A 16,466-nucleotide genomic window follows, 5' to 3' on the forward strand; every position below is an offset into this window, starting at 1 on the left:
GGTCCGGGCGCCGAAGGGGTCCGGGCGCCGAGGGCGAGGGCCTACGCCCGGCGCAGCGGCGGGAGGCGGTAGGTGCCGTCCAGGGCGGCGGGTCCCGGGCGGTAGAGGCGCATCACCGGGCGGAACGGGCCGGCGGGGGTGGGCAGCCAGTTCGCCGCCCCGGCCGGGTCGGGGGGCGGCTCGTGGCTCAGACGCAGGGTGAGGCCGCCGTCCGGGTCGTGGACCAGGCCGGGGGTGCGGCTGCCGATCGCATGGCGGCCGGCCGGGTTGGCGACCAGGCGGTGGTCCGGCACGCCGTACACGGTGAGCGACCAGAACTCCTCGGCGGGCGGCAGCCCGTCCGGCGGGAAGCGCAGGGTGTAGGGCCGGGTGCCGTCGAGGGGCCGGCCGTCGGCGTCGTCGGTGGTGGCGGCGTGCAGGGCCTCGTAGGCGTGGCAGCCCCAGAGGCCGGCCCGGACGGCGGCGGCGCGGCTGAGGTAGGCGGCCCGGCGGTCGGGGATCCGCCACTCGGGGTCGTCCAGGGTGCCGGGGCCGAGGAAGGCGGTGTTGTGGTCGAACAGGTGGACGGCGGCGCGCCACTCGCCGGGCGGGTGGTCCTCGGGCGGCCGGGTGGCGTCCTCGACCCGTTCGCGCCCGGCGGCGAGTCCGGTGGCCAGGGCGAGCGTCCAGTCGGGGGCGGCGGCGCGGTACGGCGAGGGGCCGGTGTCGAGGAGGCCGAGCGGCGCGAACCGCTGCTGGTAGGCGCGGTCGGGCGGGGCGGGCGGGTAGGCGGCCGTCCAGACCCGGAGCCGTTCGAAGAAGGCGAGCCGCTCGGGCACGTCCGGGTCCGGGTCGGGGAGCCCGGCGGCGACTCCGCCCGCCTCCAGCGGTTCGAGCACGAGCCCCTCCTGGAGGGCGCGCACCCGCGGGACGTCGTCCGGCCCGGCGCAGGCGAAGCGGCCGACCAGGGTGGCGAGGGTGGTCGGCGAGGCGATCACGTGCCCGGGGTCGGCCGGGGTGCCGTGCCAGTCGGGCGGGACGACCAGCCAGGTCCGGACCGCGCTCCCGGTGGCCCGGCTGCCGAGGTAGGCGAAGTTGTCGGTCCAGGCGTCGACGAACTGCAGCACGTGGTAGGCGCCGGCGGTGTCGGGCACGTGCAGCAGTTGCGGTCCCTCGGAGAGGTCGAGCTGGGCGACCGAGTAGAGGACGTCGTTGTTGACGGTGCCGAAGTCGTCCTCCGGGCCCGCCAGCCGGGTGGCGTGGGCGAAGCGGTTGAAGGGGGTGGCGGGCAGGACGCCCAGGCCGCCGTGCACGAAGCGGTCGACCGTCGTGAGGCCGGCGACGAGCGGGTAGCCGTAGACGTAGGCGTCGGCGGCCAGGGCCTCCAGCTCGGGCTGGTTCATGGGGCGTCCTTCCCGGGTGCCGGGGGCGGGGCTGGTACGGGCGGCGCTCGGGCTCAGCGCGGGGTGAGCGGGGGCGGCGTCCAGCGGCCGTCGAGCACGGACGCGTCCGGCCCGTACAGGCGGATGACGAGGGCGAACGGGCCGTCCGGGGCGGGCAGCCAGTTGGCGGAGTGGTCGGCGGCGGGGGGCCGCTTGTGCCGCAGGTGGAGGGTCAGCCCGCCGTCCGGGTCGCGGACCAGGCCGGGGGTGCGGTCGCCGACGGAGTAGCGGTCCAGGGTGTTGTCGACGAGGTGGAGCCCGGGCAGCGCGTACATGGTCACGGACCAGAAGTGCCGGGCGGGCGGCAGCGCGTCCGGCGGGAACCGCAGCAGGTAGTCGCGCTCGCTGGCGTCGGGCGGGCGGTGGCCCTCGCTGTCGGCCTGCCAGCCGCCGTACCAGGCCTCCTCGACGGGCAGCCCGTACAGGCCGGTGAGCGCGCCGACCGCGCGGTCGAGGTACCGGGTGCCGAGCTGTTCGCGGGTGCCGTAGAGCCCGACGGAGGACTCGGTGCGGGCGGCGGCCCCGGCCAGTTCGGCCTTGGCGTCGGCGATGCCGCGCTCCATCTCGGCGCGGACCGCGAGGGGCAGGGCGGCCGGCTCGAAGTCGCCCCGGCCGTCGATGCCGAGGTCGGTCAGCCGGCCGCGCAGCGCGGCCTCGGCGGGCGGGGCGGCGCCGGCGGGCAGGAAGCCGAGCAGGAAGTCCAGGAGGACGAAGAACTCGACGGTGTCGAGCACCTCGTCGCGCCAGACCGGCCAGAGCGGCTGCGGCGCGGGCTCGGGCGCCGGCGCGCCGGTGTACGCGTGCAGCGGGCGCAGCCGGTACTGCCGCTGGAGGGCGGTGAGCTCCGCGACCGCCTCGGGGGACGTCCCGCCGAGGTGGGTGCGGCCGAGGATGCCGGCCAGCCGGGAGTCCGTGCGGATGACGCTCCGGATGCCGGGCGGCGGCTCGCCGTGCCAGTCGGGGCCGGCCACCAGGTGGTCGCCGGCCTCCTGGCCGGTGGTCCGGGAGCCGACGAACCCGGCGTAGGCGGTGTCGAGTTCGTGCACCGGCAGGACGTAGTAGCGGTCGGTGGCGGGGACGGAGAGCACCCAGGGTTCGGCCCGCAGGTCGAGCCAGGCCCAGGAGTACGGGGTGTCGTTGTTGGGGGTGACGACGTCGGTGTCGTCCGGGGTGGCGGGGCGCGGGTAGTGCCGGAAGACGCCGAAGCCGCCGACGTGGCGCGGGTCCGCTTCGTCCAGCGCCTGGCTGTACAGGGTGCGGTAGTTCTGCAGGATCGGGTAGCCGTGGATCCACGCCTCGGCGGCGGTCGCGCGGATGGTGTCCGGGTCCACGAGTGCCGGGTTGACCATGGTGCCGCTCTTCCCTGCGCCGTGGCCCCGGTGCGGGCCCGGCGGCTGTACGACGGGCATGTCGGATGGACATATCGGTATAAATCGGATGCTATGCGGGCCTCAGGGGGTCGGCATCTCGGCCGCCGCGGGCCCCGGGGCCGCCCGGGCGGGCACCGTTCTCACGCCCACGGCGAACGGCGGCATGCCGGGGAAGGGGCTGGGACAGCCTTGCCGGTATGAAGATCCTTCTGCTCGGCGGCTCGTCCTTCCTGGGGCGGGCGTTCGCCTCCGAGGCCCTCGCCCGCGGCCACCGGGTCACCACCTTCAACCGAGGTCGTACGGCCGCCGACCTGCCCGGCGTGGAGGCGGTCCGCGGCGACCGCGACTCGGCCGACGACCTGGCGCGGCTGGCCGAGGGGCGGTCCTGGGACGCCGTGGTGGACACCTCGGCCCAGCAGCCCGCCCAGGCCGCGCACTCCGCCCGGCTGCTGCGCGACCGGGCCGGCCACTACACGCTGATCTCCTCCGTGCACGCCTTCGCCGACTGGCCCGCCCAGGTGGTCGACGAGACCTCGGCGCTGCACCCCTGCCCGGCCGACACCCCGCCCGGGCAGGAGTTCAGCGCCGCGCTCAAGGCCGGCTGCGAGCGCGCCGTCCTGGAGTACTTCGGCGCCGAGCGCGCGCTGGTCCTCAACAGCGGACTGCTGATCGGCCCGTACGAGCAGGGCGGCCGGCTTCCGTGGTGGCTGGAGCGGACGGCCCGGGGCGGGCGGGTGCTGGCGCCCGGGAAGCCGGGGCGGCCGATGCAGCTGATCGACGTCCGGGACTTCGCGGTCTTCGGGCTGGACCTGCTGACGGCGGGCATCACCGGCCGCTTCCTCACCACGGCACCGCCCGGGCAGCTCACCTACGGGGAGTTCCTGACGGGTTGTGCGACGGCGGCCGGGGGCGGGGACGCCGAGCTGGTCTGGGTCGCGGACGAGGCGCTGACGGCCGAGGGCCCGGACAGCGTCCAGCCGTGGAGCGAGCTGCCGCTGTGGATGCCCGACGTGCCGGAGGCGGCGGGCACCTGGCTGGTCGACACCCGGCGGGCCGAGGCGGCCGGGCTGCGGTGCCGGCCGTTCGCCGAGACCGCCCGGGACACCTGGGAGTGGCTGCGGCAGCGCGGCCCGGCCGAGGACACGGAGGCCGACGGGCGCAAGCGCGGCCGCATCCTGCACGGCATCGAGCCGGCCAAGGAGCGACGGCTGCTGGACGCGTCGGCCCCGGTGGACTGACCCGCGCGGGGCCGGCCCACGGCCGGACGCCCTCCGGCCCCGGCGGGTGCGGCCCGGTGGCGCCGGCTCAGTGGCCGCGCTCAGTGGGTGCGGCGGGTGACCAGCTCGGCGAGCGCGAGCAGTTCGTCGGCGGCCGACGGTTCGGGCACCGCGAGCGCCAGCTGGGTCATCGCCGCCGCCATCCGGTCGCAGGACTCGCCCTGCGCCCAGGCCCGCCCGCCGGCGCCCTCGACGGCGGCCGCGCAGCTCGCCAGCTCCTCGCCGGTGAGCGGCCGGTCCAGCGCGTACAGCTCGGCCAGCCGGGCCCCGTCGGGCGTCGCCGAGCCCAGGGCCGCGACCACCGGCAGCGACTTCTTGCGGACCAGGAGGTCCGCGCCGACCGGCTTGCCGGTGACGGCCGGGTCGCCCCAGATGCCGATCAGGTCGTCGATCAGCTGGAAGGCCAGGCCGATCTCCCGGCCGAAGCCGTCCATCGCCTTGGCGGCCGTCTCCGAGCCGCCCGCGTACTGGGCGCCCATCGCGCAGGCGGCGCCGAGCAGCGCGCCGGTCTTGGCCTCGGCCATCGCCAGGCATTCGGTCAGCGAGACGTCGCTGCGCTGCTCGAAGGCGCAGTCGATCTGCTGGCCCTCGCACAGCTCCACCACGCAGTCGGCCAGCCGTCGCACGGCCCCGCCCGAGGCCGGGTGGCCGTCCTCGGCGAGCAGCCGCAGCGCCAGCGCGTGCATGGCGTCCCCGGCCAGGATGGCCTCGGTGGTGCCGAACACCAGCCAGGCGGTGGGGCGGTGCCGCCGGGTCTCGTCCCGGTCGATGATGTCGTCGTGCAGCAGGGTGAAGTTGTGCACCAGCTCGACGGCGGCCGCGGCGGCGGTGGCCGCGGCGGGGTCGCCGCCCAGCGCCTGGGTCGCGGCGAGCACCAGGGCGGGCCGGATGGCCTTCCCGGAGGAGGCGGTCGACGGCGACCCGTCCGCCTCCCACCAGCCGAAGTGGTAGCCCGCGACCCGGCGCATGGTGCCGGGCAGCGAGTCCACGGCGGCCCGGAGCACCGGGTCGACCAGGGTGCGGGCGCGCGCCAGGACGTCCTGCGCCTCGTGGCCCTCGCGATGGTCGCGCTCCAGCGTGAACATTCCCATGGGTCCTCCCCCTTGGTGGTACGACGGGCCGGCCCGGGGCAGGGCCGGCCCTGCCGTGGTCAGCCCTGGTGGTGCGCGATGTTGACGTTCTCCAGCACGCCGACGGCGTCCGGCACCAGGATCGCGGCGGAGTAGTAGGCGCTCACCAGATAGGAAATGACGGCCTTCTCGTTGATTCCCATGAACCGCACCGAAAGGCTCGGCTCGACTTCATCGGGAATTCCGGTCTGGTGCAGACCGATGACACCCTGGTTGTCCTCGCCGGTGCGCATGGCGAGGATCGAGGTGGTGCTGCCGTTGACGATCGGGATCTTGTTGCACGGGAAGACGGGCACCCCGCGCCAGCCGAACACCCGCCGGCCCTGCACCTCGACGGTGTCGGGGTAGAGGCCGCGCCGGTTGCACTCCCGGCCGAACGCGGCGATGGCCCGGGGGTGGGCCAGGAAGAGCTTGGTGCTGCGGCGGCGGCTCAGCAGCTCGTCCATGTCGTCCGGGGTCGGCGGGCCGGAGTGGGTCTGGACGCGCTGGTCGTAGTCGGCGTTGGCGAGCAGGCCGAAGTCCGCGTTGTTGACCAGCTCGTGCTCCTGGCGCTCGCGCAGGGCCTCGATGGTCAGCCGCAGCTGGTGCTCGGTCTGGTTCATCGGCTGGTTGTAGAGGTCGGCGACCCGGGTGTGCACCTTGAGGATCGTCTGGGCGACGCTCAGCTCGTACTCGCGCGGCTTGAGCTCGTAGTCCACGAAGGCGCCGGGGAGCTCGTACTCGCCGTGGTGGCCGGCGGAGAGGTCGATGGCCGCCTCGCCGTGCTTGTTCTGCGGCTGCTGGAACCCGGCCAGGTACTCCATGACCTGCAGCTGGAGCGCCTCGGAGCGGTCGGCGAGCTCCTGGAAGGCGGACCAGCGCAGGGACAGCACGGTCCCGGCGGTGTCCGCCCGCACGGTGTACGGCCAGTTGGCGTTCTCCTGCCGGAGCACCTCGTCGCCGAGGTGGTCGCCGTCGGCCAGGCTGCCGACCACGGCCTCCTCGCCGTACTTGCCGGTTCCGATCCGGCTGAGCTTGCCGTAGGCGACGATGAAGACCTCGTCGATCGGTGCCCCGGCCGAGACCAGGACCTCACCCGCGGAGACCTCGCGTTGGACGAAGCGCCCGGCCAGCTCCTCCAGCACGGCGTCGTCCTGGAAGCCCCGCAGCACCGGCACCTCGCGCAGGGTCGGCGCCAGGATCCGGGCCTCGCCGCCGGTGCGGTCGAAGCTCACCCGGCCCCGGCCGACGGCGTGGCGCAGCCGGCGGTTGACGCGGTAGGTGCCGCCCGAGACCTGGACCCAGGGGAGGGTCCTGAGCAGCCAACGGGGGCTGATCTCCTGCATCTGCGGCGCGGACTTGGTCGTCGTCGCGAGGTTCCGCGCGGCGGCGGTGGCAAGACTCTGCTGGTCCCGGGCCTGTGCTTCACCACCCGGTGCAGGAATACCGACGTTGGTTTCGGTCGACATAGGGAGCCCTTCGCGTACCCGTACCCGATGAAGTGTCGCCTTGCAACTTGCAACAATCATGGTGGGCCCATTCAGAGGGTCGCCGCAATCACTCTTTCGAGTGGTCGGGATAACCGAAAAAATAGGACGAATGGAATGTCTGATCGATATTCATTCGATCAAGTGATCTAATTCTTTCCGGAATGTAACCGTCCGGTTCACTTCCCCGGCCCGTGCGCGACGGACCCACCCCGCGTTCACGCCCGCGCAGGGGGCCGCTAAGGTGCCACCTCAAAGGGCCACGGGCCACTGGACGAGCGCGGCCGCGAGACAGCCCTTCCCCTCGTTCACCCCTGCCCTGGGAGGCCCCGTGAGTGCCCCCGTCACCGTCTGGCTCAACCGCACGTACGCCGAGAACGTGTTCTTCATCGAACAGCTGCGCGCCGCCCCGCGCCCGGTCCGGGTCCACGCGACCCACGCCGATCCCGACTCCCCCGTCCTCGCCGCCGCCGACACGGCCGCCCTGGAACCCGCCGACCTCACCCCCGACGCCTACGTCGCCTACGCCCTCGACCACTGCGCCCGCCACCGCGTCGACGTCTTCGTGCCCCGGCTGCACCAGCTCGCGATCTCCCTGCACCGCCAGGAGTTCGAGGCCGTCGGCACCGCGCTGGCCTGCCCGCCCGCCACCGCGATCGCCGCCTTCGCCAGCAAGGCCGACGGCTACGCGGCGATGGCCGGCGCCGGACTGCCCACCCCGCCGTGGTGGCCGGTGCGCACCGCCGGGGAGCTGGTCGCCGCCGTCGACCGGATCGAGTCGGCCGGCCACACCGCCTGCCTCAAGCCCGCCGCCGGCGCCGGCGGCGAGGGCTTCCGGGTGCTCACCCGCGAGCCGTTCGGGCTCCACCGGCTGGCCGGCTGGGACAGCCGCGTCCAGGTCGACCAGGTGGCCGCCGCCCTCGACCGGGCGGCCCGCGAGGACCCGGACGCCGCCACCGAGCTGCTGGTCATGCCCTTCCTCGACGGCCCCGAGATCTCCGTCGACTGCCTCGCCGACCTGGACGGCACCCTGCTCGCCGCCGTCGGGCGCAGCAAGCACCGGCGCCGCCGCAGCTTCACCACCGCCCCCCGCTACCTCGAACCCGCCCGCCGCCTGGTCGAGGCGACCGGGATGGCCTACCTCTCCAACGTGCAGTTCCGGCACCTGGACGGCGAGCCGGTGGTCATCGACGTCAACACCCGGCCCTCCGGCGGGCTGCACCAGCTGCGCCTGTGCGGGCTCAACCTGCCCTGGAACGCGGTGCAGCTGGCGCTCGGCGAACGCCCGGACACCGAGTGGACCGGGGACCCGGCCGGCATCGAGTACACCCTCGTCTCGGGCATCCAGCCGGTGCTGCCGCGCCAACTGCCCCCGGCCGCCCGGCCGGCGGTCGAGCTGGTGCACTGACCCGCCGTCACCTCCGCGACTACAGGGGGCCGTTCCAGTCCAGCGTGGGCTCCAGCACGCCCTCCAGGGTGAGCAGCCAGCGCTTGACGTCGATCCCGACCCGGCCGCCGCCGAAGCCGCCGATCCCGTCCGCCGCCACCACCCGGTGGCAGGGCACCAGCAGCGCGACGGGGTTGGCGGCCATCATCTGCCCGACCGTCCTGGCCGCCAGCCCGGGCTCCTCGACCTCGCCGAACACCCCGCTGCGGGCGGCGAGTTCGCCGTAGGTGATGGTCCGCCCGAACGGCACCTCGCGCAGCAGGGTCTGCAGCACCGCCCGGTGCGGGCCGGTGCTCAGGCTCCAGTCGATCGGCAGGTCCAGCCGCCGGCGCCGGCCGGCCAGGTACTCGCCGACCCGGCCGGTGACCGCGGCGATCTTCGACGGGTCGGCGCAGCGCGGGAGTTCGCCCTCCCGGCCGAGGTAGCCGACGGCCGCCACGCCCTGCGCGGTCACCCCGACGTGCAGCGGGCCGCTCGGCAGCGGGGTGTCCACCGTCAGCCAGGTCATCGGCGCCGCCGTACGCTCCGCCACGTCTTCCCCCACATCCTCCGCGGGGCACGCGGACCACCCGCCCCGCGCGTCATCGTACGGCGGGTCCGGCGGGTGCTCCGCGGCGGCCGGGGTCAGGGGCGCCGACCCCGCAGCTCCTCGGCGAGTCCCCTGGACCAGCGGGCCAGGTCGGCCCGGTCGGGGGCCCGCCCCTCGCACAGGGCGGCGAGCTGGGTGTCGTTGATCCGGTTCGGCCCCGGGATCCCCAGCAGGTGCGCGAGCTCGTCCAGGAGGGCGGCGAGCCGCACCGCGTCCGTGTGGTCCAGGGTCGCGGCCGCCTCGTGGTGGCTGATGGTGAGAGAACCGGGCATGTCCTGCCTCCTCCGTTCGCCCCCCACTCTCCACCGTACGACCGCCCCGCTCAGCCGGCACCCGCCGCGGTCGGGGCCGGCTCCGCCGCCGCGCCACCCGGCTCCGCTCCCCCGTCCGGCTGCTCCCAGCGCCGGTCGCGCACCTCGCGCACGGCCAGCACCGCCGCCCCGGCCAGCAGCTGCCACCCCGCGCCGAAGCCCAGCACGGCCGCCACGCCGACCCGGTCGGCCAGCGGACCGGCCGCCGCCAGGCCCAGCGGCCCCAGCGCGAACGCGCCCAGGCCGCCGAACGCCGTCACCCGCGCCAGTACCCCGGCCGGCACCCAGCTCTGCAGCGTCGAGTCGTACAGCGAGCCGCAGACCGCCGACCCGGCCCCGGCCACCAGCGCCGCCGCCACCGTCCAGCCCAGCGGCAGGCCGGCCGCGAGCGCCGCCGAGGGCAGCGCCCAGCCGAGGCCCGCCAGCGTCGCCACCGCGAGCGGACGGGCCGGCCGGCGTCCAAGCATCAGCAGCCCGCCCAGCACCGCGCCGACCCCGTACACGCCCATCAGCAGCCCCCAGGCCCGCGCCCCGCCCAGCTCGCGCTGCGCGGTCAGCGGCCCCAGCACCAGGAACGGCGCCCAGACCAGGAAGTTGAACAGCGCCATCTGCACGGTGGTCACCCAGAGCCACCGCCGGGAGCGGAACTCGCCCCAGCCGTCCCGGAGATCGGCCAGCAGCGAGTCCTCGCCGCCGCCCGCGCCCGGGCCGGCCGGCGCGGCCGTCGACAGCCGGGCCAGCGCGAGCGCGCCGACCCCGTACGTCACGGCGTCGATCAGCAGCACCGCCTGCGGGCCGAAGCCCGCCGTGATCACCCCGGCGAGCGCGGGACCGGCCACCGTGGAGACCGAACGCGCCAGCCCCAGCAGGGTGTTGGCATCCGGGAGCCGTTCCTCCCGGCGCACCAGGGACGGCACCAGCGCACCCAGCGACGGCAGGAACACCCCCTCCCCCAGCCCCCAGACGGAGACCAGCGCCACCATCACCGGGACCGAGGCGTGCCCGGTGGCCAGCAGCGCCGCGAAGACGCCCTGCACCGCGCAGCGCAGCACGTCCGCCGCCAGCATCACCCGTCGGCTGCCCAGCCGGTCCGCGACCACCCCGCCGGCCACCATCACCAGCACGATCGGCAGCACCCGGGCCGCCATCACCCAGCCGACCTCCGTCCCGCCGCCCCCGCCGTCCAGCACCGCGAACGCCACCGCGACCGGCGCCATGGTGGAGCCGACCAGCGAGGTCGCGTACCCGACGAAGAACCACCTGAAATCGCGTTCACCCAGCACGGTCAGACGGCTGCCCAGCCGTCGACGGCGGGCCTGAATCCGCTCCGTCTCCCCTGTCACGGTCGCCCAGTCTGCCCACGGACGGAAACCCCGGACAAGGCTTTCCGCCGAAAAACCTGAGCCTTTTCCCATCAATCTTCCCGGAACCACCCACTGTCGCAGTAAATACCCCCGATCACCCCCCTCCACCTGCTCTTTACTGCGCTTCGGACTATTCTTTCCCCGTCCCCGATCCTCGTCGTTTACTGCGGAAAGCAGGCCCGGATGACCCTCCTCCCCCCGGTCGAGTACGCGGTCGCCGTCGAGCGTTACCTGGCCGCCTCCGGGCTCGGGGACGGCTCCCGCCGCGTCTACCGGATCGCCCTGGGCACCTGGGCCTGGGCGCTCGCCGGCCGGCCCGCCCCCACCGGCCCCGAGCGGCGGCGCGCCCGGCCGCCCGTCCTGCCGCTCGCCCTGCTCGACCACCCCGACGCCGCCGCCCGCCTGCGGGCCGCCGTCGAGCACCGCTCCCACGGAACCGACCCGCGCACCCTCAACCGCGAGCTCTCCACCCTGCGCGCCGCCCTCGCCTGGTGGCGCGCCCAGGGCTGGATCCGCACCGACCCCGCCGACGGCCTGCGCCCGCGCCCCCTGCCCGCCCCCGGGACCGGCCCCGCACCGCTCACCGCCGAGGAGCTCCGCACCCTGTTCGCCCTCCGCGCCCCGCTGCGCGAACAGGTGCTCTGGCGCCTCCTCCACGAGAGCGGCGCCCCCGTCGAGACCGTGCTCGCCCTGGACGTCGACGACCTCGACCTCGCCCGCCGCCGCACCCGCCCACCGGCCCCGCCGCTCGGCTGGCAGGCCGCCACCGCCCGGCTGCTCCCCCTCCTCCTCGCCGGCCGCACCGCCGGCCCGCTGTTCCTCACCACCCGCCGCGCCCCCGCCGGCACCCCCGCCCGCGACCGCTGCCCGCACACCCACCGCGCCCGGCTCTCCTACCGCCGCGCCGCCGAACTCCTCACCGCCCACGCCCCCGCCCACACCCTGCGCCGGCTCCGCCCGCCGCGGCCCTGAGGAACGACGAAGGCCCTTCCGCCGTCTCGGCGGAAGGGCCCGTGAAGAGGTCCTGCGCGGAGCCCCCTGTCGGATTCGAACCGACGACCTACGCTTTACAAGAGCGGTGCTCTGGCCAGCTGAGCTAAGGAGGCATGGTGACCGTCCGCGACGAGGTCACGGCGGCACCGGGGGCAGTCTACCGGGCGGGGCGCGGGCGGTGTGGGGATATCCGGGGGCCGGCGGGGCCGGGCGGGCGTGATGGAACCGATGCCTAAATCGGGACGGCCGGGGGCTGACAAGCGGCGGACGCGCAGGTAGCGTCACCCGGAGCCGGTTCGCGCAGTGGTCCAGACCACGACGGCGGGACCGGCCCGAGCGGTACCACCCACCTTTACTCGGATCGTCCGGCACGTTCCTGCCGGTGAAGGAGAGCACAGCCATGGCTTCTGTGACGTACGACAAGGCGACCCGTGTCTACCCCGGGGCGACCAAGCCCTCGGTCGACGCGCTGGACCTGGACATCGCCGACGGCGAGTTCCTCGTCCTGGTCGGCCCCTCCGGCTGCGGCAAGTCGACCAGCCTCCGCATGCTGGCCGGCCTGGAGGACGTCAACGGCGGCGCCATCCGGATCGGCGACCGCGACGTGACCCACCTTCCGCCGAAGGACCGGGACATCGCGATGGTGTTCCAGAACTACGCGCTCTACCCGCACATGACCGTCGCGGAGAACATGGGCTTCGCGCTCAAGATCGCCGGCGTCAACAAGAGCGAGATCCGCACCAAGGTCGAGGAGGCCGCCAAGATCCTCGACCTGACGGAGTACCTGGACCGCAAGCCGAAGGCGCTCTCCGGCGGTCAGCGCCAGCGCGTCGCGATGGGCCGCGCGATCGTCCGCGAGCCGCAGGTCTTCCTGATGGACGAGCCGCTGTCCAACCTGGACGCCAAGCTCCGCGTCTCGACCCGCACCCAGATCGCCGGTCTGCAGCGCCGCCTGGGCATCACCACCGTCTACGTCACCCACGACCAGACCGAGGCGCTCACCATGGGCGACCGGGTCGCGGTGCTCAAGGCCGGCATCCTGCAGCAGGTCGACACCCCGCGCAACATGTACGACAAGCCCGCCAACCTCTTCGTGGCCGGCTTCATCGGCTCGCCCGCGATGAACCTGGTCGAGGTGCCGCTGGTCGACGGCGGCGTGAAGTTCGGCGGCTCGGTCGTCAACATCTCGCGCGAGGACCTGGCCGGCGCCGGCACCGACAAGACCGTGACCGTCGGCATCCGCCCGGAGCACTTCGAGGTCGTCTCGGGCGGCGGCATCGAGGGCGTGGCCGTCACCGTCAACGTGGTCGAGGAGCTCGGCTCGGACGGCTTCGTGTACGGCACCACCAAGATCAACGGCGAGGACAAGGAACTGGTCGTCCGCGTGCACGGCCGGCAGATCCCCGCCCGCGGCGAGACCATCCACGTCGTGCCGATCGCCGGCGAGACCCACGTGTTCGCCACCAGCACCGGCGCCCGCCTCTCCAGCTGAGGCCACCCGTTCCACCCCGGAGCCCCGTCGGACCGTCACCCGGTCCGACGGGGCTCCCGCCGTCCGCGGCCACTCCGACGGGTGATGCCCGTCAACACGACACCGGGACGAACCGGGACAGTGCGTCACCCGATGGGGTAACGGAGGGCGAGGATGCCCGCACGCACCGCTACGCTCCTTTGCGTGAAGCAGCTAGTTCGCCGCATCGGCCAGACCATCGCCCTCGCCCTGCCCGTCGTCCTGGTGACCACCGGCACCCTCGCCGTGACCAGGGTGCCGTGGGCCCCGCCGACCTCGCTGGACCAGCAGGTGGTGGCGGCCGCCAGCGAGGACGGCGCCGGGATCGGCCGGACGGCGGGCACCGGGCGGACCCCGGACGGCCTCGCCCCGCAGGACGCGCTGCGCGTCACGCTCCTGGACGAGCTGCGCGCCCACAACCCGGGCAGCGCGCTGGACCTGCTGGAGCGCTCGATGCGCGAGCAGCCCGAGCTCACCCCGTACTGCACCTCGCTCGCCACCGAGCTGGGCAAGGCGGCGGTGCGCAAGTACCAGGGCGACGTCCAGCGGGCCCGCTCCTTCGCCCGCCCGGTCTGCGACGGCTCGTTCGCCGCCGGCGCCGCGAGCTGACGACGACGCGGGTGGAACCCGGCACCCGGACGGCCGGGTGACCGGCGGCGGAACGGCCGGGGCGGGTGCGCCTATTGTTCAGCCATGACCGCTGACTCCGGCCCCACGGCCACTCCCCCGCACACTCCCGCACCCGCCCTCGGCCCGGTGCCGGTGCCGGTGACCCAGGCCGTCATCCTGGCCGGCGGCCAGGGCTCCCGGCTGCGCCCCTACACGGACGACCGCCCCAAGCCGCTGGTCGAGATCCCCGGCACGGGCACCCCGATCCTCGGCCACCAGCTGGCCTGGCTCGCCTCCGAGGGCGTCACCGACGTGGTCATCTCCTGCGGCCACCTCGCGGACGTGCTGGAGGAGTGGCTCGACAAGGCCGACCTGCCGCTGCGGGTCCGCACCGTGGTCGAGGCCGAGCCGCTCGGCCGCGGCGGCGGGCTCAAGTACGCCGCGAAGGCGCTGCCCCGCCCCGACGAGCCCTGGTACGCCACCAACGGCGACATCTGGACCAGGTTCAGCCTGCGCGACATGGCCGCCTTCCACCACGAGCGGGACGCCGTCGCCACCCTCGCGCTGGCCCGGCCGCGGATCCCGTGGGGCGCGGTGGAGACCGACCAGTTCGGCAACGTCCTGGACTTCATCGAGGCCCCGCCCTCGCCGTTCCTCATCAACGCCGGCCTCTACGTCTTCAGCCCGGAGTTCGCCGATCTGCTGCCGGACGTCGGCGACCACGAGCGGACCACCTTCCCGCAGCTGGCCCGCGGCAAGCGGCTGGCCGGCTACCAGCTGCCGCAGGGCGTCTACTGGCGGGCCATCGACACCGCGAAGGACCTCACCGAGGCCGCCAAGGAGCTCGCCTCCGGCGCCGGCCGCGCCCCCGCGGTGTCCTGACCCGCACCCCCGCGACGGCCCGAGCCGGCCCCGCGGCAACGCGATCGGCCGGGTGCTCCCCCACGGAGCACCCGGCCGATCGCCGTCACCGGGCCGATCGCCCGGTCCGTCAGGTGGCCGTCGCCGCCCCAGGGCGGGCGGCGGACGGGCGGGCACCGCCGCCGGACAGCTCGGCCAGCGGAGCGCTGCCCAGCACCCCGCCCAGCAGCCCCGAGCCGGAGCCGCCCGCGCCGTTGCCGGAGCCGCTCGGGGCGCCGGTCCCGGCGCTCGGCGCGGGCTTGGGCGCCGAACCGGTGCCGGTCGCCGGGCCCGGGGTGGCGCGCTGCGCGGGCGCCGACCCGGCCGGGGCCGGTGCGCTGGACGGCCCGGCCGCCGGCGCCCCGGAGGGGGCCGTCCCGGTCTCCGGCCGGCCCGAGGCCTTCGCCCTGCCGCTCGGCGTGGCGGTGGCCGGGGCCGTGCCCGGCTTCGACGCGGACGGGGTGGCGGACGGCGCCGCGGTGGTGGGCGCGGCGCTCGGCGCGGCCGGCCGGGTCGGGGCCGGCGAGGTCGCCGGGGCGGCCGGGGCCTTGGCGCCCGGGGTCGCGGACGGTCCGCCGCTCGGCCAGACCGGCGTGCCGTACTCGGTGGCCGGCCGGGGCGGCGCGGGCGGCTGCGGCCGGGCGCCGGTGCGGACCGCCGCGCCCAGCATCGAGCCGAGCAGCAGGGTCAGGCCGATGACCACCGAGGCGACCACCGCGCCGCGCCGCAGCACCCGGCGGCGCAGCGCGGCCGGGGCGCCGGCGCCGTAGCGCCGCCAGGCCTCCAGGCCGAGCCGGCCGTCCAGCGAGGCGAACGGCGCCCCGGCGATCAGCAGCGGGCTCCAGGCCGCCAGGAAGATCAGGTCGGGCGTGTCGTACACCGGGACGGCCCGCCAGCTCACCGTGAACAGCAGCGCGGCGGACAGCGCCATCGCCGTGCCGGCCGCGAGCCGCTGCCAGAGTCCGAGCACGGTCAGCACGCCGACCACGATCTCGGCGAACGACACCACCAGGCCGGAGCCGACCGGGTGCGCCATGGCGAAGGACAGCAGCGGCTCGGCGACCTTCCAGGGGTGCAGCGAGGAGAGCCAGCGCATCATCGAGCCGCGCTCGCCGCCGTCGAAGTACACCGGGTCGCAGAGCTTGCTGAACCCGGCGTAGACGGAGAGCGAGCCGAGCACGGCGCGCAGCGGCAGCAGCACCAGGCCGAGGTCGACCCGGCGGCCGGGGTACCAGGGCTGGCGGCCCTCGGCGCCGGCGGCCGAGACCTCGGGCAGCTCGCCGCTGGGCGTCCAGCCCTGCGGCGCGCCGACCGGGCCGACGCCGCCCTGGGTGGCGGTGCCGCCGCCCTCGCGCGGCTGGCGGGGCACCGCCCGGGCGCCGCCGTACGGCGGGATCAGCTGGGTGTCCGCGTCCGCCAGGGAGCCGCCGGAGCGTCCGCCGCGTCCGCCGACGCCGGCCGGGACGGCGCCCAGCCGGACGGCCTCCAGCAGCTGGGTGGCCGCGACGTCGCCCGGGCGCGCCTCGCCGGTCCAGGTGACCGGGGTGACCCGCCCCTTGCGGCGCGGCGGTGCCCCGGCGAGACCGCCGACGAGCGAGGGCACGTCGGCCGCGGGGACGACCACCTGCGGGGTGACCAGCGGGCGGCGGATCAGGCCCTGGGCGCCGTAGGGGTCGCCGAACGCGGCGCCGGTGGACAGCAGTCCGGCCGGCGCGTCGATCAACGGCGCCACCGGGGCGCCGAGCCTGAGCCGGAAGCTCGCCTGGGTGCTGCTGAGGCGCGCCGGGTCCGACGGCACCTTGACGGTGTTGAGGCCGGGGCCCGCGTCCATCCCGGGGCTGCCACCGCCCAGGAGCGGGCGCCGAGGTGTTCTGGTGTCCACGCCCGTCTAACCGGGTGACGCCCGGTTAGGACACTCTCCCGAGTGGATATCGGGAGTCCCCTTGAAGTGATCATGAGAAAAGCGATCGGATCCGGGCGGATCCGATCGCTTTCCCCTGACTTGCGGGCGAACGGCGGGCGGTTGCGGAGAACGCGTTGCGCCGGGCACCCGCGCTGTGCTCGGGCCCTCACCCGCCC

General features: G+C 75.3%; 14 protein-coding genes and 1 tRNA gene. 6 read left to right on the top strand and 9 right to left on the bottom strand.

Going from position 1 to position 16,466, the window contains the following annotated elements:
* Window positions 1-41: 41 nt before the first annotated feature.
* Window positions 42-1,382 carry a DUF1254 domain-containing protein gene (locus tag ABT093_RS15745; RefSeq protein ID WP_350564488.1) on the bottom strand — a complete coding sequence of 447 codons (1,341 nt, stop codon included), beginning with the start codon at window positions 1,380-1,382 and terminating at the stop codon, window positions 42-44.
* 53 nt (window positions 1,383-1,435) lie between these two features.
* Window positions 1,436-2,830: a DUF1254 domain-containing protein gene (locus tag ABT093_RS15750; protein WP_350564490.1), complete on the bottom strand. Its 1,395-nt coding sequence runs from the start codon at window positions 2,828-2,830 to the stop codon at window positions 1,436-1,438.
* Window positions 2,831-2,988: 158 nt separating this feature from the next.
* Between ABT093_RS15750 and ABT093_RS15755 the strand changes: the two genes are divergently transcribed.
* Window positions 2,989-4,029, top strand: a complete 1,041-nt coding sequence (locus tag ABT093_RS15755; protein ID WP_350564492.1) for an NAD-dependent epimerase/dehydratase family protein — start codon at window positions 2,989-2,991, stop codon at window positions 4,027-4,029.
* Between the two features lie 80 nt (window positions 4,030-4,109).
* Here ABT093_RS15755 and ABT093_RS15760 read toward each other — a convergent pair whose 3' ends face one another.
* Together ABT093_RS15760 and ABT093_RS15765 are read right to left on the bottom strand one after the other, a co-directional pair.
* A complete protein-coding gene (locus ABT093_RS15760) occupies window positions 4,110-5,159 on the bottom strand; it encodes a family 2 encapsulin nanocompartment cargo protein polyprenyl transferase (RefSeq protein WP_350564494.1) in 1,050 nt (349 codons plus the stop codon).
* A 59-nt stretch (window positions 5,160-5,218) separates the two neighbouring features.
* Window positions 5,219-6,646, bottom strand: a complete 1,428-nt coding sequence (locus tag ABT093_RS15765; protein WP_350564496.1) for a family 2B encapsulin nanocompartment shell protein — start codon at window positions 6,644-6,646, stop codon at window positions 5,219-5,221.
* Between the two features lie 349 nt (window positions 6,647-6,995).
* Here ABT093_RS15765 and ABT093_RS15770 point away from each other — a divergent pair, with 349 nt between their 5' ends.
* Window positions 6,996-8,072: an ATP-grasp domain-containing protein gene (locus tag ABT093_RS15770; protein WP_350564498.1), complete on the top strand. Its 1,077-nt coding sequence runs from the start codon at window positions 6,996-6,998 to the stop codon at window positions 8,070-8,072.
* A gap of 19 nt (window positions 8,073-8,091) precedes the next feature.
* Here the strand turns inward: ABT093_RS15770 and ABT093_RS15775 are convergent, their stop codons facing one another.
* The 3 genes from ABT093_RS15775 to ABT093_RS15785 all read right to left on the bottom strand — a co-directional run bounded on the left by ABT093_RS15775 (window position 8,092) and on the right by ABT093_RS15785 (window position 10,354).
* Window positions 8,092-8,643, bottom strand: a complete 552-nt coding sequence (locus ABT093_RS15775; protein WP_350564500.1) for a methylated-DNA--[protein]-cysteine S-methyltransferase — start codon at window positions 8,641-8,643, stop codon at window positions 8,092-8,094.
* 92 nt (window positions 8,644-8,735) lie between these two features.
* Complete coding sequence (locus ABT093_RS15780) at window positions 8,736-8,972, bottom strand: hypothetical protein (RefSeq protein ID WP_350564502.1); 237 nt, start codon at window positions 8,970-8,972, stop codon at window positions 8,736-8,738.
* A gap of 50 nt (window positions 8,973-9,022) precedes the next feature.
* Entirely contained in the window at window positions 9,023-10,354 is a 1,332-nt protein-coding gene (locus ABT093_RS15785; RefSeq protein ID WP_350564504.1) for an MFS transporter, read from the bottom strand.
* A 204-nt stretch (window positions 10,355-10,558) separates the two neighbouring features.
* Between ABT093_RS15785 and ABT093_RS15790 the strand changes: the two genes are divergently transcribed.
* Window positions 10,559-11,347 carry a site-specific integrase gene (locus ABT093_RS15790; RefSeq protein WP_350564505.1) on the top strand — a complete coding sequence of 263 codons (789 nt, stop codon included), beginning with the start codon at window positions 10,559-10,561 and terminating at the stop codon, window positions 11,345-11,347.
* 60 nt (window positions 11,348-11,407) lie between these two features.
* Here the strand turns inward: ABT093_RS15790 and ABT093_RS15795 are convergent.
* Window positions 11,408-11,481 (bottom strand) — tRNA-Thr (locus ABT093_RS15795).
* Window positions 11,482-11,768: 287 nt separating this feature from the next.
* Here ABT093_RS15795 and ABT093_RS15800 point away from each other — a divergent pair.
* From ABT093_RS15800 to ABT093_RS15810, 3 genes are all read left to right on the top strand, one after another.
* Window positions 11,769-12,860, top strand: a complete 1,092-nt coding sequence (locus ABT093_RS15800) for an ABC transporter ATP-binding protein (protein WP_350564507.1) — start codon at window positions 11,769-11,771, stop codon at window positions 12,858-12,860.
* Window positions 12,861-13,043: 183 nt separating this feature from the next.
* A complete protein-coding gene (locus ABT093_RS15805; RefSeq protein ID WP_350564509.1) occupies window positions 13,044-13,487 on the top strand; it encodes a hypothetical protein in 444 nt (147 codons plus the stop codon).
* 84 nt (window positions 13,488-13,571) lie between these two features.
* Window positions 13,572-14,369, top strand: a complete 798-nt coding sequence (locus ABT093_RS15810) for a nucleotidyltransferase family protein (RefSeq protein WP_350564511.1) — start codon at window positions 13,572-13,574, stop codon at window positions 14,367-14,369.
* A gap of 109 nt (window positions 14,370-14,478) precedes the next feature.
* Here the strand turns inward: ABT093_RS15810 and ABT093_RS15815 are convergent, their stop codons facing one another.
* Entirely contained in the window at window positions 14,479-16,218 is a 1,740-nt protein-coding gene (locus ABT093_RS15815; RefSeq protein WP_350564513.1) for a DoxX family protein, read from the bottom strand.
* Window positions 16,219-16,466: the final 248 nt, after the last annotated feature.

Origin of the sequence: Kitasatospora sp. NPDC002551, assembly GCF_040296005.1 — a bacterium.
Classification (GTDB): domain Bacteria; phylum Actinomycetota; class Actinomycetes; order Streptomycetales; family Streptomycetaceae; genus Kitasatospora.